General features: G+C 74.3%; 19 protein-coding genes. 12 read left to right on the top strand and 7 right to left on the bottom strand.

Annotated elements, in window-relative coordinates; genetic code table 11:
* The first annotated feature begins 110 nt into the window (after positions 1–110).
* The 4 genes from O2V61_RS17285 (at position 111) to O2V61_RS17270 (ending at position 3,588) form a co-directional block, all read left to right on the top strand.
* Complete coding sequence (locus O2V61_RS17285; RefSeq protein ID WP_269184505.1) at positions 111–1,109, top strand: Bug family tripartite tricarboxylate transporter substrate binding protein; 999 nt, start codon at positions 111–113, stop codon at positions 1,107–1,109.
* A complete protein-coding gene (locus O2V61_RS17280) occupies positions 1,106–1,681 on the top strand; it encodes a tripartite tricarboxylate transporter TctB family protein (RefSeq protein WP_269184504.1) in 576 nt (191 codons plus the stop codon). Before O2V61_RS17285 ends, O2V61_RS17280 begins: the two co-directional genes overlap by 4 nt.
* 3 nt (positions 1,682–1,684) lie before the next feature.
* Positions 1,685–3,190: a tripartite tricarboxylate transporter permease gene (locus O2V61_RS17275; protein ID WP_269184503.1), complete on the top strand. Its 1,506-nt coding sequence runs from the start codon at positions 1,685–1,687 to the stop codon at positions 3,188–3,190.
* Positions 3,191–3,318: 128 nt separating this feature from the next.
* On the top strand, positions 3,319–3,588 hold the full coding sequence (locus tag O2V61_RS17270; RefSeq protein ID WP_269184502.1) for a DUF4242 domain-containing protein: 270 nt from the start codon (positions 3,319–3,321) through the stop codon (positions 3,586–3,588).
* Between the two features lie 18 nt (positions 3,589–3,606).
* Here O2V61_RS17270 and O2V61_RS17265 read toward each other — a convergent pair whose 3' ends face one another.
* Positions 3,607–6,498: a helix-turn-helix transcriptional regulator gene (locus tag O2V61_RS17265; protein WP_269184501.1), complete on the bottom strand. Its 2,892-nt coding sequence runs from the start codon at positions 6,496–6,498 to the stop codon at positions 3,607–3,609.
* A gap of 172 nt (positions 6,499–6,670) precedes the next feature.
* Between O2V61_RS17265 and O2V61_RS17260 the strand changes: the two genes are divergently transcribed.
* Together O2V61_RS17260 and O2V61_RS17255 are read left to right on the top strand one after the other, a co-directional pair.
* Positions 6,671–8,041: an FAD-binding oxidoreductase gene (locus tag O2V61_RS17260; protein WP_269184500.1), complete on the top strand. Its 1,371-nt coding sequence runs from the start codon at positions 6,671–6,673 to the stop codon at positions 8,039–8,041.
* A gap of 37 nt (positions 8,042–8,078) precedes the next feature.
* Positions 8,079–8,444: a hypothetical protein gene (locus O2V61_RS17255; protein WP_269184499.1), complete on the top strand. Its 366-nt coding sequence runs from the start codon at positions 8,079–8,081 to the stop codon at positions 8,442–8,444.
* Here the strand turns inward: O2V61_RS17255 and O2V61_RS17250 are convergent.
* Positions 8,432–9,685, bottom strand: coding sequence for a serine hydrolase domain-containing protein (locus O2V61_RS17250; protein WP_269184498.1), 1,254 nt, complete (start codon positions 9,683–9,685; stop codon positions 8,432–8,434). The genes O2V61_RS17255 and O2V61_RS17250 overlap by 13 nt on opposite strands.
* Positions 9,686–9,771: 86 nt before the next feature.
* Entirely contained in the window at positions 9,772–11,376 is a 1,605-nt protein-coding gene (dacB, locus tag O2V61_RS17245; RefSeq protein ID WP_269184497.1) for a D-alanyl-D-alanine carboxypeptidase/D-alanyl-D-alanine endopeptidase, read from the bottom strand.
* A gap of 145 nt (positions 11,377–11,521) precedes the next feature.
* On the opposite strand from dacB, the gene O2V61_RS17240 reads away from it, so the two are divergent.
* The 4 genes from O2V61_RS17240 (at position 11,522) to O2V61_RS17225 (ending at position 14,590) form a co-directional block, all read left to right on the top strand.
* Complete coding sequence (locus O2V61_RS17240; protein ID WP_269184496.1) at positions 11,522–13,267, top strand: sensor histidine kinase; 1,746 nt, start codon at positions 11,522–11,524, stop codon at positions 13,265–13,267.
* A complete protein-coding gene (locus tag O2V61_RS17235; RefSeq protein ID WP_269184495.1) occupies positions 13,255–13,902 on the top strand; it encodes a response regulator transcription factor in 648 nt (215 codons plus the stop codon). The genes O2V61_RS17240 and O2V61_RS17235 overlap by 13 nt, the downstream gene beginning before the upstream one ends.
* Before the next feature lie 101 nt (positions 13,903–14,003).
* Positions 14,004–14,369 carry a hypothetical protein gene (locus O2V61_RS17230; RefSeq protein WP_269184494.1) on the top strand — a complete coding sequence of 122 codons (366 nt, stop codon included), beginning with the start codon at positions 14,004–14,006 and terminating at the stop codon, positions 14,367–14,369.
* Entirely contained in the window at positions 14,366–14,590 is a 225-nt protein-coding gene (locus tag O2V61_RS17225) for a hypothetical protein (RefSeq protein WP_269184493.1), read from the top strand. Before O2V61_RS17230 ends, O2V61_RS17225 begins: the two co-directional genes overlap by 4 nt.
* Before the next feature lie 78 nt (positions 14,591–14,668).
* On the opposite strand, the gene O2V61_RS17220 is transcribed toward O2V61_RS17225, so the two are convergent.
* Together O2V61_RS17220 and O2V61_RS17215 are read right to left on the bottom strand one after the other, a co-directional pair.
* The gene (locus O2V61_RS17220) at positions 14,669–15,418 is read right to left on the bottom strand and encodes a hypothetical protein (RefSeq protein ID WP_269184492.1); all 750 of its coding nucleotides are present in this window, start codon (positions 15,416–15,418) and stop codon (positions 14,669–14,671) included.
* A 7-nt stretch (positions 15,419–15,425) separates the two neighbouring features.
* Positions 15,426–16,616: a cation:proton antiporter gene (locus tag O2V61_RS17215; RefSeq protein WP_269184491.1), complete on the bottom strand. Its 1,191-nt coding sequence runs from the start codon at positions 16,614–16,616 to the stop codon at positions 15,426–15,428.
* Between the two features lie 190 nt (positions 16,617–16,806).
* Between O2V61_RS17215 and O2V61_RS17210 the strand changes: the two genes are divergently transcribed.
* Entirely contained in the window at positions 16,807–18,228 is a 1,422-nt protein-coding gene (locus O2V61_RS17210) for a DUF2252 domain-containing protein (RefSeq protein ID WP_269184490.1), read from the top strand.
* A gap of 150 nt (positions 18,229–18,378) precedes the next feature.
* Entirely contained in the window at positions 18,379–19,548 is a 1,170-nt protein-coding gene (locus O2V61_RS17205; protein WP_269184489.1) for an MFS transporter, read from the top strand.
* A 108-nt stretch (positions 19,549–19,656) separates the two neighbouring features.
* Here O2V61_RS17205 and O2V61_RS17200 read toward each other — a convergent pair whose 3' ends face one another.
* Positions 19,657–21,324: an ABC transporter permease gene (locus O2V61_RS17200; RefSeq protein ID WP_269184488.1), complete on the bottom strand. Its 1,668-nt coding sequence runs from the start codon at positions 21,322–21,324 to the stop codon at positions 19,657–19,659.
* The gene (locus tag O2V61_RS17195) at positions 21,321–22,280 is read right to left on the bottom strand and encodes an ABC transporter ATP-binding protein (protein ID WP_269184487.1); all 960 of its coding nucleotides are present in this window, start codon (positions 22,278–22,280) and stop codon (positions 21,321–21,323) included. The genes O2V61_RS17200 and O2V61_RS17195 overlap by 4 nt, the downstream gene beginning before the upstream one ends.
* Positions 22,281–22,408: the final 128 nt, after the last annotated feature.

Below are 22,408 nucleotides of genomic sequence, written 5' to 3'. Positions count from 1 at the left end.
CACGGACGGTGTCCACCCTAGGCGCGCGGACCGAGCGGCGGAGCAACGGCTCCCGCGCGCCCGCCGAGTGCCCGGACGGGGTGGCGCCGCGGGGGCTACCGTCTCTGGTCATGCCACGCAGGCGGATCCTCTCGACGCTGGGCGGCGTGGTCGTCGCCGCGCTCGCCCTGACGGCCTTCACCGATGCCGCCCGGTCAGGGGAGGGGCAGGCCGCTCGCTCCAGCCTGACCCTGGTGGCCCCGGCCGGAGCCGGCGGCGGGTGGGACCTCGTCGCCCGCGAGGCCCAGCAGGCCATGCGCACCGACTCGATCGTGAACACCGTCCAGGTGGTCAACATCCCCGGGGCGGGCGGCACCATCGGGCTCAGCCAACTGGTCGGCCTCGACGGCGAGGGCACCACGATGATGGTGACCGGCACGGTGATGCTCGGCGGGATCAGCCAGGCCGGCGGCGACATCGACCTGCAGGACACCACGCCGATCGCCCGCCTGGCCGAGGACTTCGAGGTCATCGCCGTCCCGGCGGACTCGCCGTTCGAGACCTTCGACGACTTCCTGCAGGCGTGGGCCGCCGACCCGGCCGCGCTCCCCATCGGCGGCGGCTCGGCCGGCGGGATCGACCACATGGTGGCCGCGCAGATCGCCCAGGCCAGCGGGATCCCGGTCGAGCAGGTGCAGTACACGGCGCACCCCGGTGGCGGGGAGCTCACCCTCAGCCTGCTGTCGACCGCGGCCGGCACCGTCGGCGTCGGGATCAGCGGGTACAACGACTTCCGCGACCTGATCGAGAGCGGCCAGCTGCGGGTGCTGGCCGTCGTGGCCCCCGAGCGCCTGGAGGGGGTCGACGCGCCCACCATGGAGGAGCTCGGGCTGCCGGAGGTCGACCTGGTCAACTGGCGCGGTCTCGTCGCCCCCGACGGGATCACCGACGAGGAGCGCGACGAGCTCGAGCAGATCACGCGCGAGATGGTGCAGACCGAGTCCTGGGCCGAGGCGGTCGACCGGAACCGCTGGGTGCGCAGCGAGCTCTACGGCGAGGAGTTCGAGGAGTTCCTCGTCCAGGAGCAGGACCGGATCGACGCCCTCCTCGACGAGCTGGAGCTGTCGTGAGCGAGGCCGGGCAGCCCGCGGCCGGCAGCACGACGCGGCGTCGCCCGCGGCCCGCCCACCTGTCCGCGGGGGCGCTGGTCATCCCGGCGTTCCTCGTCGTGCTCGGCGTCTTCCTGGTGGTCGGCACCTCCACGATGGACGTCGTCGGGGACGCCGGGCTCTTCGGCCCGACCGTGATGCCCTGGGCGGTCGCGGTGATCTGCTTCGTGATCGCGGCCCTGCTCGCCGTCGACATCCTCCGGCCCCGGCCGGAGTACGAGCCGGTGTTCGGGGCCCGGACGCCGGCGGCCACCGGATCCCCGGACGCCGCGGACGCGGCCGAGCCCGACGCGGTCAACGCCACGGCCGTCGCGGTCGCGGTGGGCGGGGTGATCGTGTTCATCGCGGTGCTGCCATGGCTCGGCTGGATCCTGTCGGCCACGCTGCTGTTCACCGCCATCGCGATGGCGCTGGGCAACCGCAGCTACGTGACGATCCTGCTGGCCGGGCTCGGGCTGGCGTCTGTCATCCAGATCGTGTTCAGCGGCCTGCTCGGGATCTCGCTCCCCGCCGGCTTCGTCGGGGGGTTCTGAGCCGTGGACCAGCTGTCCAACCTGTTCGACGGGTTCGCGGCGATCCTCACCCCCTCCGCGCTGCTGTTCGTGGTGATCGGTGCACTGCTCGGGACGGCGGTCGGGGTGCTCCCCGGCCTGGGCTCGGCGATGGCGGTCGCCCTCCTGCTGCCGCTGACCTTCGTGCTGGAGCCGACGAACGCGCTGATCATGTTCACCGGCATCTACTTCGGTGGCCTCTTCGGCGACTCGATCTCCGGGATCCTGATGAACACCCCGGGGAACTCGACGGCGATCGCGAGCACCTTCGAGGGCCACCGGATGGCGCTGGACGGCCGGGCCGCGCAGGCCCTCGCCACCGCCGCGATCGGTGCCTTCCTCGGGGGCGTGGTCGCCTCCGTGCTCGTCGTCTTCTTCGCACCGGCCCTCGCCGATCTGGCGACGAGATTCGGGCCGGCGGAGTTCTTCGCGCTCGCCGTCCTCGCCTTCATCGCGATCTCCGCCGTCGTCGCCGACTCGGCGGTCCGCGGTCTCGCGGCGCTGGCCATCGGCCTGGTGCTGGCCATGGTCGGCATCGACCAGCCGACCGGGACGGCGCGGTTCTCCTTCGGCTACCCGGCGCTGCTGGACGGCATCCCGATCGTCGTCATCACCGTCGCGCTCCTGGCGCTGGGTGAGGTGTTCCACCAGGCCGCCCGGGCGGGCGGGCCCGGTGACCAGGACACGGTGCTCCCCAGCGGGCGGCCCTGGCTGTCCCGGGCCGAGTTCCGCTCGGCCCTGCCGGCGTGGCTGCGCGGGACGGCGTACGGCGTGCCGTTCGGCGTCATCCCGGCCGGCGGCGCGGAGGTGCCGACCTTCCTGGCCTACGGCACCGAGCGCCGGCTGGACCGCCGGCGCCCCAAGCCGATGTTCGGCCGCGGCGCCATCCAGGGCGTCGCCGGCCCGGAGGCCGCCGGCAACGCCACCGCCGGCACCGCGATGGGCGCCCTGCTCGCGCTCGGCCTGCCGACGTCGGCCACCGCCGCGCTGCTCCTGGCCGCCTTCCAGCAGTACGGGCTGCAGCCCGGCCCGCTGCTGTTCGAGCGCAGTGGCGACATCGTCTGGGCGCTGCTCGCCGGATTCTTCCTGGCGATGCTCGTGCTGCTGGTGCTGAACCTGCCGTTCGCCCCGCTGTGGGCGCAGCTGCTGCGGGTGCCGAAGTCCTACCTGTACGCCGGCATCGCGGTCTTCGCGTCCTTCGGTGTGTACGCGGCCGGGGCCAGCATCATCGACCTGGTCATCATGCTGGCGATCGGCGTGCTCGGGCTGGCGATGCGGCTCTACGACATCCCGATCGCCCCGGTGCTGATCGCGGTGATCCTCGGCCCGCTGGCGGAGTACTCGCTGCGCGATGCGATGGCCAACTCGCAGAACGACCCGGCCGTGCTGGTGAGCAGCCCGATCACCATCGTGCTCTACCTGCTCCTGGTCCTCGGCCTGATCTGGTCGGCCTGGCGGCGGCTGACCGAACGGCGTCGCGCGGACGTCTGAGCCCGGGCCCTCTCGGGCCGCACCAACCGCCGGTGAGCCGCCGTGCCCCCCCAGACGAACGGCGGGCGCAGGCTGGTCCCACCGCCTCTGCGGCGGGTACGGTCGCACCCCCGTCGAAGGGTCGGCCGATGCCCGTCTTCATGATCGAGCGCCGGTACGCCGACGACCTGGAACTCAGCGTCGACGAGGTGGACGGCGTCAACCGGATCAACGCCGATGAGGGCGTCGAGTGGCTGTACTCCTTCCTGTCCGCCGACAAGCGCAAGACGTACTGCCTCTACGAGGCCCCCTCGGCCGAGGCGATCCGACGCGCCGCCGTCCGCGCCGGGCTCCCGGCCGACGTGATCGTCGAGATGGCGGCGACGGTGCGGCCCGACGGCACGACCGCGCCGCTGTGACCGCCCCGGTTGCCTCACTCACCGCTGGTCGAGCAGCCCGTGGGCGGCGGCGAACATGGCTGCCTGCGTCCGGTTCCCGGAGTGGGTCTTCGCCAGGATGCTGCGCACGTGGTTGGCGGCGGTGTTCTCGCTGATCACCAGCCGCTGGGCGATCTCCCGGTTGAGCAGGCCCTCGCCGAGCAGTCGCAGCACCTCGGTCTCCCGCGGTGTCAGGTCACCGGGACATCGCGTCGGTCCCGGTGACCCCGGTCCGCCGAGGAGCCGCAGCGCCCGGCGGAGTCCGAGCGGTACGGCCAGCTGCCGGGCCCGTCCGGTGAGCTCCGCCAGCTGCTGGGGGTCCGCGGCGGTCCGGCGCGCGTGCTCCACCAGCGCCACGAGGGTGTGCACCTCGTGCAGGGTCGCGTCCATCCGGACGTCCATCCCCAGGGCGGAGGCCAGCAGGTCCGCCGCTCCCGCCTCGCCCAGCAACGAGTCCAGGGCACCGAGGTAGCGGTCGGCGCTGCCGAACACGGCGACGAACTGCCCGGCGACGAGGTTCGTGCCGGTGTACTCGGCCAGCAGCGGCCGCAGCGTCCGCGCGGCCCCCTCGTCCTCCAGGAACAGCGCCGCCTCGGTCGCGTAGACCAGGACGCAGGGCCACTGGGCGGAGTCCTGGTGCCGGGCCAGGCGGCCGTCGAGCAGCCAGGCGAGCAGGCGCGCCGCAGGCCTGGCCAGCTCCAGCTCCGTGTAGAGGGCCAGCAGGCCGGGCGCCCAGTGGTCCTCCGGGCGCTCGTCGCCGGTGATCAGCGCACGCACCCGCTCGACGGTCCCGCTCTCCCTGCGGACCATGTAGCTCTGCACCGCACACGGGCCCTCGGTGTCATCGCTGCCGAACGAGGTGCCCAGGTCCAGCAGGACGTCGCAGGTGCGCTGTGCCGCGGCGAAGTCCCCGGCGACGAACTGCCGCGCGTAGCTCATGCACCCGGCCATGTAGTCGAAGAAGGTCTGCCCCGTGGCCCGGGCCATCCGGATCAGGTCGTCATGGGCCTCTGCGAGGGCCACCGGCTCACCCTGCAGATAGGAGATGACCCCCCGGTAGTAGGCCGCCGGGCCCAGGTGCCCCATCGCCCCGGTCCGGTGGGCCAGCCGGGACAGCTCCCCGGCGCGGTCGAACTTGTCCGGTGCATCCTGCGGGCGCAGCCCGTTCCAGAGGCTGGCCTGCAGCGCGTCGGCGAGCAGCCCGTCGTCCCCGAGGGCCCGGGCCAGCGCGATCGCGCGCCGGCCGAGGGAACCGGCCTGTTCCGTGGCGCCGGTGAACGCCAGGGCCCGGCCCAGACTGGCCAGGCCCCGGACGTACCCGGGATCGGCCGGGTCCGGCTCGATCCCGGCCAGGGCGTCGGCCAGCAGCTGCACCGCCCGGTGCCCGGGCAGGCCGGGCCGCCAGGAGGCGTCCTCGAAGAGGACGGCACCGTTCAGCCGTGCGTCGGCGTCCACCTCCCCGGCGGCCACCTGTTCGGCGAGAGCCCGGGCGCGGGCGAAGTCACCGGCCAGGAGGTGGCTGTCGGCGGCCGCCAGCACCAGCCGACTGCGCTCGGGGCCGTCGGCGACGAGGCCGGCGGCCTGTTCGAACCAACCAGCGGCGTCCTCGTGGGCCAGGCTCCGCGCAGCGGCACGGGCGGCCGCGGTGAGGTACTGCACCGCTTTCCCGGCGTGGCCGAGGGCCTGCGACTGCGCATAGTGGAAGGCCAGCTGCTGGGTCCGCCGCTCGGAACCGGGCGCCGTGCACTCGACTGCACGCGCGACCTCCGCGTGCAGGTTGAGCCGGCGGGAGGCCGGCATCAGGTCCAGCACGGCCTGGCGGGACAGCGCGTGCGGGAACCTGAGCACGTCGTCCGTCGGGGGCACGGGCTCGAGCAGTCCGAACGCGACGGCCTGGTCCAGTGCCGCCAGCGTGGTCTCCCGGCCCCACTCGGCTGCCGCGAGCACCGTCGCGACGTCGACGTCCTCGCCCACGACGGCGGCCAGCTCGACGGTCTGGCGCTCGGGCGCCGTCAGCTGCTCCAGCCGGTCGAGGATCGTGTCGCGGACCGAGGCCGGCGCCTTCCTCGCCGCCGTGCCGGGGAGGAGGCCGCCTCGCGTGGAGTGGTCGCGCACCAGCTCACGGAGGAAGAACGGGTTCCCACCGGTCTGGTCCCGCAGCACCGTCGCGGCCCGCCGTGCGGCGCGCGGGGAGAGCCGGCCTTCCGCCACCAGGTACTCGGCGATGTCCTCGGCGGCCAGGCCGGCCAGGTCCAGTCGACGGACGCCGTCGAGCCGGTGCAGCTGCGCAACGGTGCGGACCAGGCCGGCGGAACGGTCCGGCGCCGTCGTGCGGTGGGTGGCGAGCACGAGCATCGGGCAGTCCGCGGTCTGCTCGACGAGGTGGGTGAGCAGCTGCAGCGCGGACGGGCCGGCGAGGTGGAGGTCCTCCAGCGCCAGGACCAGCGGCTGGCGGGCGGTGACGTCGCAGACCGCGTCCACCGCCGCGTCGTACAGCGTCCGCCGGTGTTCGTGGGAGGGCGCGTCGGCGTCGCCCGGCGGGCCCCGTCCGGCCAGGGTCGACAGCCGCTCGGCGTGGCGGGGCTCGGTCCGGGTGCCCAGCAGCGCCTCGAGCGGTGCGCCGAAGGGCTGGTAGGGCGGCCCGAACTCCGCCGCGCACGTGCCGACCAGCACGGCCGCCCCGTGTCCGTGCAGCGTCGTCGCCACCTCGGCCAGCAGCCGGGACTTCCCGGCACCCGGCTCCCCACCCACGAAGACCACCTGCCGGCTCCCGGCCCGGACCGCCGACCAGACCTCCTCGAAGGCGCTGAGCTCGGCCCATCGGCCGACGAAGGGCGGGCGCGCGGGTGCGGACCAGCGCGCCGGGAGCGGTGGTGGCGCCCAGCCGGACACGGAGCCGACGCTAGCCCTGCCCGGTCCCGGCGTCGATGACCAGAACTGACCATGGTCGGCCGGCGGACACAGTCACGCACATCTGGTCATGTGCGCCTCGTCCCGCCGCTCCTAGCGTCGGGTGCACACCGCGATCCCGCGGCGCACCGGCATCCAGCCCCGAGGGGGAGCCATGGCCGTGCCAGCACTCGACAGCCTGACGACACAGGTGGACGGACGCGTCGTCCGGCCGGGGGACGAGGCCTACGAGGAGGCCCGGCACGTCTACAACGCGATGATCGACGCGCACCCCGCGGTGGTGGTCCGCTGCGTGGGCACCGCCGACGTGGTGGCGACCGTGCGTTGCGCGGCCGAGAGCGGCAGTCCGTTGGCCGTGCGCGGCGGAGGCCACAGTGTGCCCGGCTTCGGCACCGCGGACGACGCCGTCGTGGCGGACCTGTCGGGCATGCAGGCGGTGGACGTCGACGACGAGAGGCGCACGGCCACCGTCGGGGGCGGCGCCACCTGGGGCCGGTTCAACGACGTCACCGCCGCGCACGGCCTGGCGACGACCGGCGGGATCGTCTCCACCACCGGCGTCGGCGGCCTGACCCTCGGCGGCGGCATCGGCTACCTGGCACGCGGATACGGGCTCTCCTGCGACAACCTGCTCTCGGCGGAGGTGGTGACGGCTGACGGGACGGTCGTGACCGCGAGCGCCTCGGAGCACCCCGACCTGTTCTGGGCGCTCCAGGGCGGTGGCGGGAACTTCGGCGTGGTCACCCGGTTCACCTTCCGGTTGCACCCGGTGACCACCGTCCTCGGCGGGCCGATGTTCTTCGAGCTGGCCGACGGGCCGGCGGTCCTTGCCCACTTCCGGGACTTCATCCGGACGGCGCCGCGGGAGTACGGCGGCTTCCCGGCCTTCCAGATCGCGCCGCCGTTGCCGTTCGTGCCGGAGGACCGGGTGGGGGAGCCGTTCGTCGCCGTCGTGTCCTGCTGGACCGGCTCCGCGGCGGAGGGGGAGCAGGTCCTCGACGGTCTCCGGCAGGTCGCCCGTCCGGTGGCTGAGCACGTCGGCCCGATGCCCTACGCCGCGCTGAACAGTGCCTTCGACGGCCTGGTGCCTGCGGGGCTGCAGCACCACTGGAAGGCCGCCTTCGTCCGCGAACTGACCGACGACGCGATCGCCGCGCACATGGAGCACGGGCCGAAGGTGCCCACCGTGAACTCGACCGTGCACCTCTACCCGATCAACGGGGCCGTCCACGACGTGGCGGCCGACGCCACGGCGTTCGGGCACCGCGACGCCTCGTTCGCGCCGGTGATCGCCGGCATGTGGCCCGATCCCGCGGACAACGAGCGCAACACCGCCTGGGTCCGCGACTACCACGCGGCGATCGCGCCGCACTCCGAGGAGGGCGGCTACGTCAACTTCGCCTCGGCCGACGACCAGCCGCGCGCCGGTGCCAACTACGGCGCCAACCACGCGCGCCTGCGGGAGGTGAAGCGGCGCTACGACCCGGACAACCTGTTCCACCTCAACCAGAACATCCAGCCCTGACCCGGTGCCGCCGCGGCACCCGGACCGAGGAGACGAGATGCGCGTCATCGACCGAACGGACCTGCCCATGGCCATCGAGGGCGGAGGTGTGGAGTTCCGGACCGACCGGGCCGGGGAGAACAACGTCGCCTGGGTCCGGCTGCCGGCCGGAGCAGACCTCCGGCCGGGCCTGGCCGGCCTCCCGGGCGACCTCTGCCCCTGCCCGCACTGGGGGTACATGATCTCCGGCCGGCTGGTCATGCACACCGCGGACGGCGACTCGACCTACGAGGCAGGGCAGGCCTTCTACTGGGCACCCGGGCACGCCCCGGAGGCGCTCGAGGACTGCGAGTACCTCGACGTGTCGCCGACCAGCCAGCTCGAGGAGGTCGTCCGCCACCTGCAGGGCGGTCAGTCGGCGTAGAGCTCGTCGACCACCGCCTTGGCGAGTTCGACGGCGGGGTCGGTGCCGTCGGGTGCGGGGGCGGTGGAGGTCCAGGTGACGACGGTGATGTCGCGGACGGGGTCGTGGCCCATGAAGGAGTTGGTGCCGGGGAGTTCGCCGGTGTGTCCGTACAGGGGCCCGAAGCGGGCGAGGGCGAGCCCGTAGCCGGCGCTGGCCGGATCGTCGGGGTCCACCGGCTGGACGCTGTCGAGCCGCTGCTGCTGGAGCTGCGGGCTGAGCAGGCAGCCGTCGACCAGTTCCTCCACGTGGTCGGCGAGGTCGCGGGCGGTGGAGATCCCGGCGCCGGCGGTCCACGCCCAGGAGGGGTTGGTGTCGGTGACGTCCATCGGCTCGAGGGTGCCGGCGCGGGCTGCGGCCTGGACCTCCGGCGGGAGCACGAGACTGTCGATGGTCTCCACGTTGGTGCCGAACGTGTACATCTGCGGGTGCGGCTCGGGGATCGATGCGTCGGTCAGGGCCGGGAAGGAGGTCTCGTCCAGCCGCAACGGGTCGAGGACCCGGTCCTGGACGGCCTGCTCCACCGGGACCCCGGTGAGCTGTTCGATGATCAGGCCCAGCAGGACGTAGTTGGTGTTGGAGTAGAGGAAGCCCCCGCCCGGGGGGAAGGCCGGCGGCATGGCCAGGCCGATGGCGAGCAGCTCCTCCGGGTCCCACACCCGGCCGGGGTTGCTGTCCAGCTGCTCGTTCAGCGTCAGGTCGGTGGTGTAGTTGGCCAGCCCGCTGCTCATGTCCAGCAACTGGGCGATGGTGATGTGGTCCCCGTTGGGCACGTCCGGCCGGTACGTCGACACCGGGTCGTCGAGGCTGAGCCGGCCCTCGTCGACCAGCTGCAGGACCACCGTCCCGGTCCAGGTCTTGGTGATGCTGCCGATCCGGACGTGGTCGGCGAGGGTGACCGGCTCGGTGCCGTGCCAGGTCCGGGTGCCCATCGTGGTGGTCCAGTCACCGAGCTCGGGGGACCGCACGAGGACGGCGGCGCCGGTGACCGCCAGGTCCCGCATCAGCTGGCGGAGTTCGGGCTGGACCGCCGCGGCGTAGGCCGGGTCCTCCGCCTGCCACCACGCCCAGTGCGGTGACGCCTGGGCCTGGGCGGGAGCCACGACCAGCAGCGCGACCGCCGTCGCCGTCGCGATCGAGGTGGCCAGTGCACCGGGTGACCGGTGGCGACGCGACCCGCACGAGCGCTCTGCAGCTGTCATGGTCGACCTTCCGAGGGGTGTCCGGTCCGGGGTGGACGGGTGGCTGTGGTGTGTGTCGGGGGGCGTGCCGGGGTGCACCGTCGGGGTCACAGCGCCTGCTGGAACGCGGCGGCGACGGCCGCCACGTCCTCGTTCGCCTGGTACAGACCGGTCGGCAGGTCGGCGTAGGTGGCCCCGCTCATGGACAGCGAGAACACCAGCCGCTCACCCCGCTCGGTCGTGAGGTACCCGGCGAGGCTCTGCACCTTGTAGTAGATCCGGCCGGTGGTGGGGTCGACGTCGACGCTGGTCCCCGTCTTGGCCGCGACCCGGCCCGAAGCGGGACCGTCCTGACCGGTGCTGGCCAGCGTCCCGCTCACCCCGAGGACGGGCTGGCCGGCGGCGAGCTCCTCGCCCCAGGGCTGGGTCTGCGCCCACCTCAGCCAGGTGACCATCTGCTCGGGGGTCGTCGACGCCGGGTCGGCGCCCTGCCCGTCGAACAGCACCACGTCGTCGGTGTCGACGCCGGCCAGGCCCAGCTGGTGGTGCACCGCGGCCAGCCCGTCGATGCAGTCCGTCGACCCGCCGTGCACCGCGAGCAGGCACATCAGGGCGTTGGCCCCGGTGTTGTAGCTGGTCTCCAGGATCATCCGGCCGAGCGCCGACAGCGGCGGGGAGGTCAGGGCGGCCACCCGCTGCCCGGCCGGGTACGAGCCGGCGGGCGGCAACCCGGCCTGGTCGTTGGGTCCGACGGCGGGGGAGGTGACCGTGACCCCGGCGCGACCGAGCGCCTCGACCAACAGGGTGCGTGCCCAGGAGGCGGCGTCGGGGACCCGGTGGATGGTCAGCTGGGACTCACCGGCCGCGATGGTGCCGCCGACCGTGACCGAGGTGGGGTCGCCCGGGTCGGCGGCGACGGTGAGCGACGTCGGCGTCGCCGCGTCGGTGGTGGTCACCGTCGACTCCACGGTGACGGCCCGGGTCTGCGGCCGGAGGTCGAGGACGGCGGGCTGACCGATCCCGGCCGCCGTCACGGTGATGTCCAGGATGTTGTCGTTGACGTAGATCGACGGGGCCGGTCCCTCCTGGCCGTCGAAGGTCTCCCACAGCCGGGTGTCGACGACCACGTCACCGGCGACCTCGGTGACGCCGGTGGCGGCGACCTGCCGGGCGAGGTCGTCCAGGCCGGCCAGCGGGTCGTCGGGGACGAGGGCCGCGTTCGGGGCGATGTCGCCGTAGACGTGGTCGATCGTGTCGGCGGTGAACGTGTGGTCCACCCGGCCGCTCATGGCGCCGCGACCGCCCAGGGTGAGGTCGCCGGACGCCACCAGCACCAGGTCCCCGGCGACGACGCCACCCACCGGCTCGGCCGTCGCGTACACCGGCGTGGTGAGCGTGGCGTCGGTGCCCAGCGTCGCGTAGGCCGTGCCGACGGTGAACTGCTTCGCCGTCGACGCGGTGAAGACGAGCTCCCCGGCGCGGCCGGCCAGGACGACTCGCCCCGTGTCCGCCTCGGCGACGGAGTACAGCCACCGGGCCGTGTCGTACTCCGGCCGGGACATGATCGCGGCGGCGGCCGCGGGGAGCTCACCGACCTGCGCCTGGATGCCCGGCTCGCCGCCCGGCCGGGCGGCGGACCCGGCCGACGAGGTGGACGCGACCAGCACGGCGGCCGACACGAGCAGGGGGAGGGCAGCCGCCCGGCGCTTCATGCAGGCGACCCTGGCGACGCCGTGACCGCCGGGCAATGGACCTGGGTGCCCCCCGCCCACGTGGACCTGGGTACAGGGTGCCCGCAGGTGTCGTGGCCGGTGCGACGCCGCACCGAGGCTGCCCCGCCGGTGCCATGCTGGCCCGATGCCGCCTGGGGGAGAGGTGCGGTCGCCGCTGACGCTGAGCCTCGCGCTGATCGGCACGTCCGGTGCCCTGGTCGCCGGCGTCGAGCTGGCGCTCTTCGCCGACCAGCGGGCGGCCCCGTGGTGGCTGCTCGCGTCGTTCCCGGCCGGGGGGCTCGTCCACCTGGCCGCAGGCCTGGTGGCGTGGCGGCGCAGGCCGGGCAACCGGACCGGACCGATCATGGTCATCGGGGGGCTGTCGTGGTTCGCGGCCGCGCTCGCCAACACCGCGGCGCCGGTCCTGGTCGCGGTGGGTGTCGTGCTGGCCACCACCCCGCTCGCCGTGGCGGTGTGGCTGCTGCACGCCTTCCCGTCCGGCCGCCTCCGCTCGCGCACCTCCCGCCTGACGGTGGTGGGGGCCTTCGTGGTCTCGCTCGTCCTCGAGGCCCCGCGCTACCTCTTCGACCCCGGCGCCAGCCCGGACGGCGTGCTCGCCGTCGGCCAGCGGGCGGACCTGCTCCAGGCCGGCACCTGGCTCCAGCGCGGCGCGGGGATGCTCGTCATGCTGGTGACCGCGGGAGTGCTAGTCGACCGGCTGCGCACCGCCGAGCCCGGCCACCGCGGGGTCCTGCTGCCGCTGTACGGCTACGGGACGCTGGCCGTCCTGGCGACCCCGCTCGGTCCGCTGCTCGGTCCGCCCGCGGGGCTCTCGGTCGTCCAGGTGGTCGGGGTGCAGATCGTCCTGCTGGCCGGGGTGCCCGTCGCCTTCGCGGCGGCGATGCTGCGCGGCGGGTTCGCGCGGACGTCCGACGTCCAGGAGCTCAGCGCCTGGCTGGCGTCGTCCGCCGCCACCCCGGCGCTGCTCGCCGATGCCCTCGGCCGCACCCTCGGGGACGCATCCCTGCAGGTCGTCTACGCATCGCGCGACGGGCGCGCCCTCCTGGACGGCGACGGCGCCGCCGTCGACGCCTCGGCGCTGGGCGAGCACCGCGCCCTGGTCGACATCGAGCTCGGGTCGCGACGGATCGGCGCGATCGTCTACGACGCGACGGTCGTGGACGACGCCGAGTCGGTCCGCCGGGTGGGGCAGGTGGCGGCCCTCGCCATCGACCACGACCGGCTGACCGCCGAGCTGCGGGCCAGCCATGCCGACCTGCAGCGGTCGCGCGCCCGGCTCGTGGACGCCGGCGACCGGGCGCGGCAGCGGATCGCCCAGGACCTGCACGACGGTCTGCAGGTGGAGCTCGTCCTGCTGGCGCTGGAGGCACAACAGCTGGCCCGCGTCGAGCAGGCGGCCCGTCTCCCCGAGGCGGCGACGCACCTCCGGCTCGGCATCGACGGTGCCGCCCGGGAACTCCGGGGGATCGTCCACGCCCTGATGCCGGCTGCCCTCGTCGAGCGGGGCCTGACCGCGGCGATCGAGGACCTGGTCGACCGGATGCCGCTGCCCACCCGGCTGGCGGTGGCCGAGGTCGACGGGCGCCTGCCGGCGACGGTCGAGCGGACGGCCTACTTCGTGGTCGCCGAGGCGCTGACCAACGCGGTCAAGCACGCCGCGGCCGAGACGTTGACCGTGACGCTCGAGCACGTGCCGCGGCGGCTGGTCATCGGCGTGACCGACGACGGGGTCGGCGGTGCCACCCAGCAGGCCGGTGCCGGGCTGCACGGGCTCGCCGATCGGGTCGACGCCCTCGGCGGCCGGTTCAGCATCCACAGCCCGGCCGGCGGAGGCACCCAGCTGCGGGTGGAGCTGCCGTGCGGGTCGTGATCGGTGAGGACGAGGCGCTGCTGCGGACCGGGCTCACACACGTGCTCCAGGCAGCCGGGTTCGACGTCGTCGCTGCGGTCGGTGACGCCCACGAGCTGGTCCGCACCACAGGGGAGCACGTGCCCGACCTCGTCGTCACCGACATCCGGATGCCTCCCGACCACCAGGACGCGGGGTTGCGGGCGGCGCTGGAGATCCGCCGGGCGCACCCCGGGGTCGCCGTCCTCGTGCTGTCGCAGCACCTCCAGCGGGCCTACGCCGTCGAGCTGCTGGGCGATCGCGCATCGGGCGTCGGGTACTTGCTGAAGCAGCGGATCGCCGACGTCGACACGTTCACCGACGACCTGCACCGCATCGCCGCCGGCGGCACCGTCCTCGACCCCGAGGTCATCAGCCTCATGGTCGCCCGCGCCCGGGGGCAGCACGATGCGCTCGACCGGCTGACCCCCCGCCAGCAGCAGGTGCTGGCCCTGATGTCGGAGGGTCGGACCAACGCGTCGATCGCCCGCACCCTGTCGATCAGCGAGCGGGCGGTCGTCCAGCACACGTCGCACATCTACGACCAGCTCGACCTGGCGCTCAGCGACGACGACCACCGCCGGGTGCTGGCGGTGATCCGGTACCTCTCGTCGTGAACGGCGCACCGGGCTCCGGTGACGCTCCGGTGACGCTGCCGCTGCGAGTCTCGCCGCGACGGTGACGCCGGGTCGGCCCGAGGCAGTCCGGGGAGGTCGGGATGTCCGAGGGGCGGCCGTCGTTCTGGACCACGCTGCCGGGGGTCCTGACCGGCCTCGCGGCGCTCGTCACGGCGCTGGTCGCGGCCGGTGCGCTGTTCCTCGGCCAGGACCGGGACGGCAGCGACGAGGCGGTGGCCGACAGCGGTACCGCGGCGGCCGACCGAGCCGGGGACGGCGACCCGGACCCGGCACCTGCGTCCTCCGGCGAGAGCTCCTCCGGCCCGGACCAGGCGGCCCGGCCGACGGCCGCCCGGCGGACAGCTCGTCGGTCCGGCTGCTGGCCGGGGACCACCTCGACGTCGACGCCGGGATCCAGGGCGACAGCGGGCTCACCGGGTCGGACCTGGTGTGGAACGGCGTGGTGAGCCTCAACGGGGTCCGGAACGCGATCGTCCCGGCGGAGACCGACGAGGCCGGCTGCACGGCGGCGCTGCAGACCAGGTCCGACCGCCTGGTGACCGCCGACCAGCTCTCGCGCGGGGCGGTCGTCTGCCTGACGACCGACGCCGGTGCCCTCGTCCTCGCGAGCTTCGCACCCCCCGACGTCGACGGCAGTCTCGGCGTGACGCTGACCGTCTGGCGCTGACCGGGCGGCGTTGCCCGATCCGATCGGGTCGCGCACCCGGTGGGCGCCGTTCCTGGGGTCGCGCCCCAGGCGTTCGGCTCAGAGCGCCCTGCCTTCCCGGGCCGGGGACGGCGGGACGGGCGGCACCGCGGCGAAGAGGTCGACCAGCGCGTCCCAGTGGTTGCGCCGGCCGGGCGGGAAGCGGCGCCGCGCGCGGGCCGCGCGGCGGCTGCCCGGGCGGTACCGACGGCGCGCCCAGGGGCTGGCCGGTCGCGCCAGGCGCACGGACGCGACGGCAGCGACGAGCGGCACGAACACGCCCACGACGCCCAGCACCACCCGGCCCTTCAGGATCGCGACGACGGCGAAACAGAGGTTGACCAGGACGGTCAGCGTCAGGACGCCTTCACCCCGCGACTCGTCGGCGTCGAACGGGTTGGCGCCGATGAGGAGCAGCACCCCGACGACGGCAGCGATCAGCACGGCGTCGACCGAACTGCGGCCCTCCCGCGACCAGTACACGTCCTGCAGGTGCAGCCACAGCGCGAACTCGTCGAGGGTGAGCGCCGCCCCGGCTCCGAAGAGGACGGCGAGCAGGTCGCCCCACGCACCGTCCGGGCGATAGGCGAACTCCACCGTCCCGGTGAGCAGCAGCAGGAAGATCCCGTACACCACGTGGTGGACGTGCACGCCGCCCACGCCCGCGTCGCGGAAGGGGCCCCGGCCGCTGCGGATCGCGTGCGTGACGAACCGGGCCAGCAGGAAGGTCACCAGGAACCCGAGCAGCAGCCACCCGACGAGCTCGCGCCGCCCGGTGAGCGCCGGCAGCAGCTCCGGTTCCCAGGTCACGGGCGGGTCACCGGGCCGGGCTGACCGGATCGCCGGCCGGCTCGACCGGGCGGCGGCCCAGCACCACGGCCAGGGCCGGCAGCACCAGCACGGTGACCACCCCGGCCCCGACGAGGGCGGCGGCGTCCTCGGTGGTCATCGTGCCGCTGCGCACGGCGATCTCGGTGAGCGCGACCAGGACCGGCAGCGCGGTGGCGCTGACCAGGGCCGTCTGCCACCGCTCGCGGCGGGGGAGCACCCCGCGGTAGACCAGCAGGACCGGCCCCCCGCGGACGACCAGCATCAGGACGAGGAACAGCAGCAGCTGCAGCGGCGCCTGGGCGATCGCGGCCAGGTCCAGGCCCATCCCCGAGTAGACGAAGAACAGCGGCACGAAGAACCCGTAGCCGACGGCGTCCAGCTTCGACTCCAGGACGGGTGCGGCGGTGCCCACCCACTGCCGGAGCACCAGGCCGGCGAGGAACGCACCGAGGACCGCGTCCAGGTGGAACCGGTCGGTGACCGCGACCAGCACGAGCAGCAGCAGCAGCGTGGCGCGCAGGGTGATCTGGGCGGTCTCGTGCTGACCGGCCCGGATGACGTCGGCCAGCCGGCTGCCCTCCCGGACCCCGTGCCGCAGCAACCCGAGCGCGACCGCGAGGACGGCGACGCCGAGGAGGGAGACGAGCGCTGCGCCCCGTCCCTGGCTGCCCAGGAAGACCGCGATGACCAGCACCGGCAGCAGTTCACCGACGCCACCGGTCGCCAGCAGGTGCCGGCCCAGGCGGCCGCGGAGCAGCCCGGCCTCCCGGAGCACGGGCAGCAGCGTCCCCAGCGCCGTGGTGGTCAGCCCCAGCGCCACCGGGAGGAGCGCCTCGACGAGCCCCGCCGCACGGAGCACCGCCACCACGCCGGCGGCCAGACCGAAGGAGACCGCCCACGAGGCGAGCGCACGTCGGCCGGCGTCCTCGCGGAACAGGCGCAGGTCGATCTCGTAGCCGGCCAGCAGGAAGACGAACCCCAGGCCGACGTCGGCGAGCACCCGCACGTCCGCGGCCGACCCGAGGCCCAGGACGTCCGGGCCGAGGACGACGCCGCCGGCCAGCAGCAGCACCACCTGCGGAACGGGCAGCCGGGGCAGCAGCCCCACCAGCAGCGCCGCGAGCAGGGCGACGGCGGCCACGGCGGCGAGCGTGTCGATCGACACGGCGTCGTCCACCGGCGCCTCCCCTCGGTCCCACGGCCGGAGCCGTGGCGCGCAGCCGATGATGGCAGCGGCTCGTCCGATCGCGCTCCCATCGGCCGCCCGGTCGTGCGGTCCCCGGGCCCGGACGGCCGCGCGGTCGCAGGGTGCAGGAGGCAGGATGCACCGAGGCCGAGAACCGTCCGTCGACTGTCTGGGGTGCCCCGTGGCGGGTGAACGAGAGAACGGGCACGTCGTGCTCACGGCAGCCGACGGCGAGGGCTACGGCTCGCTGCGTCGTCGCGCCACACCCCGCGCGGAGCGGTACGCCCTCGGGCGGTCGTTGCGCAAGCAGGTGCCCCGGTCCGCGCTCGGGCAGTGGGCTGCGCCGGTCGACCGGCCCGACGTCGTCGACCAGATCCGGGCGTCCCACGTCGGGCGCGTGGAGCGGCTCGTCCCCGTGCGGGTGGCCCGGATGGCCGCCTCCCCCTACGGCTTCCTGCGCGGGACGGCGGTGGTGATGGCCGCCGACCTCGCCGGTCTCCCGGCCACCGGGATCCGGCCGGTCATCTGCGGGGACGCCCACCTGGGCAACTTCGGCTTCTACGCCTCTCCGGAGCGCGACCTGGTCATCGACCTCAACGACTTCGACGAAGCGCACCCGGGCGGCTGGGAGTGGGACCTCCGCCGGCTGGCGGCGAGCGTCTGGGTGGCCGGCCGGCAGAACTCGGCCACCGAGGAGCAGTGCGAGGACGCGGTCGCGTCCATGGGACGCCGCTACCGGGAGCACGTGCGCCGGCTGGCCGGGGAGCCGCTGCTGGCGCGGTCGTTCGAGCGGCTGGACGTCACCGGGCTGCACACCACGGTGGGGGAGGAGTCGCTGCAGAAGGAGATCGAGCGCGCCGCACGGCGGGCCCGCAAACGGGTGAGCGACCGGGCGCTGCCCCGGTTCACCGAGGAGCGGGAGGAGGGACGGCGGATCGTCGAGGAGCCCCCGCTGATCACCCGGCTCGACCCGGACGAGACCGCCGCGGTGGCCGACGGGCTGGACGGCTACGTCGAGACGCTGCCGTCCCACTGGCGACGGGTCCTCAGCGGCTACACGCTCGTCGACGTCGCGCACAAGGTGGTCGGGGTGGGCAGCGTGGGGCTGCGCGCCTACGTGGCGCTGTGCGAGGGGAGCAGCCCCGACGACGTGGTCTTCCTGCAGCTGAAGCAGGCCCGCCGGTCGGTGGTGGCCGAGCACGTGCACGGCGAGTCGGCCTGGCACGCCCATCAGGGGCAGCGGGTGGTGGAGTACCAGCAGGCGTTGCAGACGGTCAGCGACCCGCTGCTGGGCTGGACGACGATCGGGTCCCGGCAGTACTACGTCCGCCAGTTCAGGAACATGAAGGGCACCATCGCGATCGACTCCCTGGACGCGGCCGCGCTGAGCGACTACGCGGGGGTGTGCGGCCGGCTGCTGGCCAAGGGGCACGCCCGGACCAGCGGCGCGTCGATGATCGCCGGTTACCTGGGGAAGGCCGACAAGGTCGACGTGGCGCTGTGCCGGTTCGCCCGGGCGTACGCCGACCAGACGGAGCGGGACCACGAGACGCTGGTCCAGGCGGTCGCCCGCGGGGCCCTGCCCAGCGAGCCGGGCAGCTGACCGGACGCCGGATGCCACGGAGGAGAGGTGACGTGCCCCCCGGAGGCCCACGGCCGCAGCGCGCCGCAGCGGTCAGGCTGAGCGCAGTGCGACGCCGACCTCGCTGAGCCAGGAAGCGGCGCCCGTGCATCCCGCATCCGAGGAGGGTCCATGACGTTGTCCCCAGCTGCTCGGGTGGGCCTGGCCGGCGCGGCCGTGGTCGGGGTCGCCTTCGGCATGGCCCGGTACGCCTACGGCCTGACACTGCCCGACATCCGGCGGGAGCTGGGGTTGTCCGAGCTGGTGCTCGGCCTGGTCGCCAGCGCCACGTTCGCCGGCTACCTGGCGGGCCTGCTGCTCACCGGGCCGCTCGCCACTCGCCGCGGCGCCCGCGCCCCGACGACCGTGGGCGGGGTCTGCGGCGCGCTCGGGGCGGTGATCGTCACGGTCGCGCAGTCCCCTTGGTTGCTCGCCGTCGGTGCCGTCCTGGCCGGCAGCGCGGGCGGCTGGGTCTGGGCGCCCTACTCCGACATCGTGACGCGGACGGTGGGCCAGCGGCAGCAGTCGCGGGCGTTGGCGATCATCACGACCGGCACCAGCGGCGGACTGGTCGCGTTGGGGGGTCTGGCCGCCCTCGCCGCACTGGGCTCGTGGCGCCTGGTCTGGGGCGGCATCGCCCTCGCCGCCGTGGCTGCGGCCGTGCTGAACCTCCGGCTGGTCCCGAGCACCAGGCCGGCGCCACGCCCGGACGGGCGGCGCGGCGCCTCGTCCCTGGTGAGAGAGCTGCGGGTCCCGGCCGCCTACTCCCTCGTCTACTTCGCGGCCATCGTCATCTACTTCACCTACGCCGCGGACGTCCTCCAGCGGGACGGCCTCCCCGCGGCAGCCGTCCCTGCCCTCTACGCGGCCATCGGCCTCACCGGCGTGGTCGCTGTGGCGACCGGGGCCGTCGCGCAGCGACTGGGCAGCAGCAGGGTGGCGGCGCTGTGCCTGGTGGCGGTGGCTGCTGCGCTGGCCCTGCTCGGGCTGGCCGGCGACTCCCTGGTCGCGACGGCGGTCTCGGCATGCGTCTTCGGCGTGGGGTACATGACCGGGTCGGCGGTGCTCGCGGTCTGGACCGCCGAGCTGGTGCCCGACCGGGCAGGCACGGCGTTCACCGGGTGTCTGGTCGTGGGAGCCGTCATCTCGGTCGCAGCACCCGCCGTCGCCGGTGCGGTCATCCCCAGCCTGGGGCTGGGGACGCTGCTCGTCCTCACCGGCGCGCTGTCACTGCTCAGCGGGGTGGCGTTGATGCTGCACGGGTCCTCCGGACGGGGGATCGTCAGCAGCACCGAACCGTGACACCCGGTGCGCCACGAGTACTCGTTCCGCGCATCCCCGATCGTGATGGGCCGCGCGTGGGACGGGGCTCAGACCGCCCAGCCGCCGCGCAGCCATCCGAGCTGACGGTCATGACCGCCCGTCGGACCGTGGCTGCCAGCGGAACGACCGGATCGCGACCGCGGCGGCCACCACGCCCCAGCCGACGAGCACCGCCAGATCGCTCCACGCGAGCTCAGCGCCGGCCGGGTCCCATGCCCGGGTCAGCGCGTTCTGGAAGTGCAGCAGCGGGAAGAGCTCGCCCACGTTGCGCATCCACTCCGGTCCGCCGAGGAAGAAGACGTCGGAGAAGAAGGCCAGCGGCAGGAGCACGACCAGCCCGACGGCACCCACCGACCGGGCGTCGGGGAGGAGCGCGGCCAGCACGAAGCCGCACGCGGCGAGGGTGAGGGTCCCGACCGCCAGGACCGGCAGGCCCAGGAGCAGGCCGGCCGTCGGGACGCGCACGTCGAAGGAGACCGCGCCGATGACGAGCACCAGCGCCGCGACGACGACGGACAGCCAGAGCGCGGCCGCGGTGCGGCCGGCCAGGTACTGCCACGGGGCCAGCGGCGTGCCCCGGAGCCGTTTGAGGACGCCGCGGTCGCGGGCCGCGGCCACCGACTCGGGCAGGTTGAGGAAGGCGGTGACCCCGCTGCCCCAGACGGCCATGCTGGCGGCGAACAGCGTGGGGAAGGGCACGCCGTCGACCACGGTGTCGGCGCCCGCCATCGCGACGAACAGCGCGTACAGCCCGACCGGCATGGCCAGGGCGAAGAACAGGGAGCCACCGTCGCGCCAGGTGGACCGGTCGGCGGCCAGCGCCTGGTCGAGCACCATGCGGACTGCACCCGGCCGTCGCCCGGCCGTGGGACCTGCGCTCCGATGCGGGACCGTCGCGCCGGGGGCCGGTGGGCTGCCCGGGGCGGCAGACCGGCGGGTGGAGGAGCTGCGCCGCTCGCCGGGTGCGAGGAAACGAGCGGCGACCAGGGCCCCGATCAGTCCCCAGACGAGCAGGACGGCAGAGCCGGCCACGTCCCACCCGGCGCTGGGGGAGGAGGGGTCGAACTGGTCCTGGAGGGCCTCGGCGAAGGGCCGGAGGGGGAAGACCCTGCCCACGGTGGCCATCCAGGGCAGCTCACCGCCGATGGTGAACACGCCGGAGACGAACGCCAGGACGACGGCGGTGCTGACCGAAGCAGCCTGGGCAGCGGCCGTCGTGGGGGAGAGGGCTGCCACCGCCAGCCCGAGAGCGGCGAAGCAGGCGATGCCCAGCAGCACGGTGACGACGGTGGCCGGTGCCGTGCGGCCGATGATCTGCACGTCGAAGCCGAGGACGCCGACCGCGACGGCGAGGGAGGTCGCCGCAGATGCGAACACCACTGCGCCGCCGATCCGGCCGGCCACGTAGAGCCACGGAGGCAGAGGTGTGCCGCGGAACCGCTTCGCGACGCCGCGCTCGCGCGCCTCGGCCAGCCCGATGGCCACCGGCGGGTAGGAGGCGAACAGCACCCCCATGGCGATCGCGCTCGGCGTCGCCAACTGCATGACGCGCAGTCCGGTCGCCTCGTCCAGGACGTCGTTGCCGGCGGCAGCGCCGATGACGAGCAACCACACCAGCGGCAGGACGAGACTGAAGACGAGCACCACCCGCGAACGCCACAGGTCGGTCACCGTGTAGCGGAGCTGGGCCAGCAGGAGCGTGCCGGTCCCCGGTCGCCCCGTGGCGCGGCTGCCGGTGGCTGCGGGCCGGCTCATCGCCCGTCACGGACCGAGTCGTCCGCCGACGCAGCGACGGCGGCCGACTCGCCGTCTCCCGTCGGTCCACCCACCAGGTGCAGGTACACGTCCTCCAGGGAGGGGTGGCGCACCGAGAGCGCTGGCACCTCCAGTCCCCGCTCGAGCGCCCAACCGGTCAACGTGTGCAGTGCCGCGGTGGGTCGCGCCGTGGTCAGTTCCCAGGCGAGACCATCGGCGACCGGGATGCCGTCCAACGGCGGCAGGTCGGAGACGGCCACCTGCGCCGGCAGGCGGAAGCTGACCACGGCGGCCTGCTGCCCGGCAGCGAGTTCGGCAGGCGTGCCGAGGGCGACCAGCCGGCCGGCGACGACGATCGCCACCCGATCGGCGAGGTGTTCGGCCTCGTCCATGTAATGGGTGGTGAGCAGCACGGTCGTGCCCAGGGTGCGCAGCCCTTCCAGCAGCTCCCAGGCGCGACGACGAGCGGCGGGGTCGAAGCCCGTGGTGGGTTCGTCGAGGAACAGCAGCTCGGGTGCCCCCACCAGACCGAGCGCGAGGTCCAGCCGACGGCGTTGACCGCCCGACAGCGTCTTGATGCGGGCCTCCCGCTTGTCGGCGAGGCCGACCTGGTCGATCACCTCGTCGACCCCGAGGCGGCGAGGGTAGAGACCACGGTGCAGCCTGATCAGCTCGCGGACGGAGAACTCCTCGTCGAACCCCGCTTCCTGGAGCACGATCCCGATCCGCTCGCGGAACTCCCGTCCCCCGGTCTGCGGGTCCTGCCCCAGCACGCGGACCCGACCGGCAGTCCGCCGGCGGTGGCCCTCCAGGATCTCGACGGTCGTGGTCTTCCCCGCACCGTTGGGACCCAGCAGTGCGAAGACCTCGCCCTCCTCGATGGTGAACGACAGGTCGTCCACCGCCACCACCTGGCCGTACTCCTTGCGCAGCAGCTCCACCTCGACGGCGGTCATCGGCACCTCCCCAGGCCCACGCCTCCGGTCCCGAGGCAGGGGTGCCTCCGGTGGCCACCGAGGTGCCACGTCGGACGCGGCCGTCCCCGGCGGTCGGTCATGACGCCCCCTGCACCCGGCACAGCCAC

It is taken from the genome of Modestobacter sp. VKM Ac-2985, assembly GCF_026967925.1.
Lineage (GTDB): Bacteria > Actinomycetota > Actinomycetes > Mycobacteriales > Geodermatophilaceae > Modestobacter.
This window is presented reverse-complemented; position numbering and strand designations above follow the sequence as displayed.

Excerpts from the sequence above, each read along its gene's own strand:
- O2V61_RS17205 (WP_269184489.1), top strand. The coding sequence starts at position 18,379 with ATGACGTTGTCCCCAGCTGCTCGGGTGGGCCTGGCCGGCGCGGCCGTG.
- O2V61_RS17270 (WP_269184502.1), top strand. The coding sequence starts at position 3,319 with ATGCCCGTCTTCATGATCGAGCGCCGGTACGCCGACGACCTGGAACTC.
- O2V61_RS17255 (WP_269184499.1), top strand. The coding sequence starts at position 8,079 with ATGCGCGTCATCGACCGAACGGACCTGCCCATGGCCATCGAGGGCGGA.
- O2V61_RS17230 (WP_269184494.1), top strand. The coding sequence starts at position 14,004 with ATGTCCGAGGGGCGGCCGTCGTTCTGGACCACGCTGCCGGGGGTCCTG.
- dacB (WP_269184497.1), bottom strand. The coding sequence starts at position 11,376 with ATGAAGCGCCGGGCGGCTGCCCTCCCCCTGCTCGTGTCGGCCGCCGTG.
- O2V61_RS17285 (WP_269184505.1), top strand. The coding sequence starts at position 111 with ATGCCACGCAGGCGGATCCTCTCGACGCTGGGCGGCGTGGTCGTCGCC.
- O2V61_RS17250 (WP_269184498.1), bottom strand. The coding sequence starts at position 9,685 with ATGACAGCTGCAGAGCGCTCGTGCGGGTCGCGTCGCCACCGGTCACCC.
- O2V61_RS17260 (WP_269184500.1), top strand. The coding sequence starts at position 6,671 with ATGGCCGTGCCAGCACTCGACAGCCTGACGACACAGGTGGACGGACGC.
- O2V61_RS17240 (WP_269184496.1), top strand. The coding sequence starts at position 11,522 with ATGCCGCCTGGGGGAGAGGTGCGGTCGCCGCTGACGCTGAGCCTCGCG.
- O2V61_RS17195 (WP_269184487.1), bottom strand. The coding sequence starts at position 22,280 with ATGACCGCCGTCGAGGTGGAGCTGCTGCGCAAGGAGTACGGCCAGGTG.
- O2V61_RS17200 (WP_269184488.1), bottom strand. The coding sequence starts at position 21,324 with ATGAGCCGGCCCGCAGCCACCGGCAGCCGCGCCACGGGGCGACCGGGG.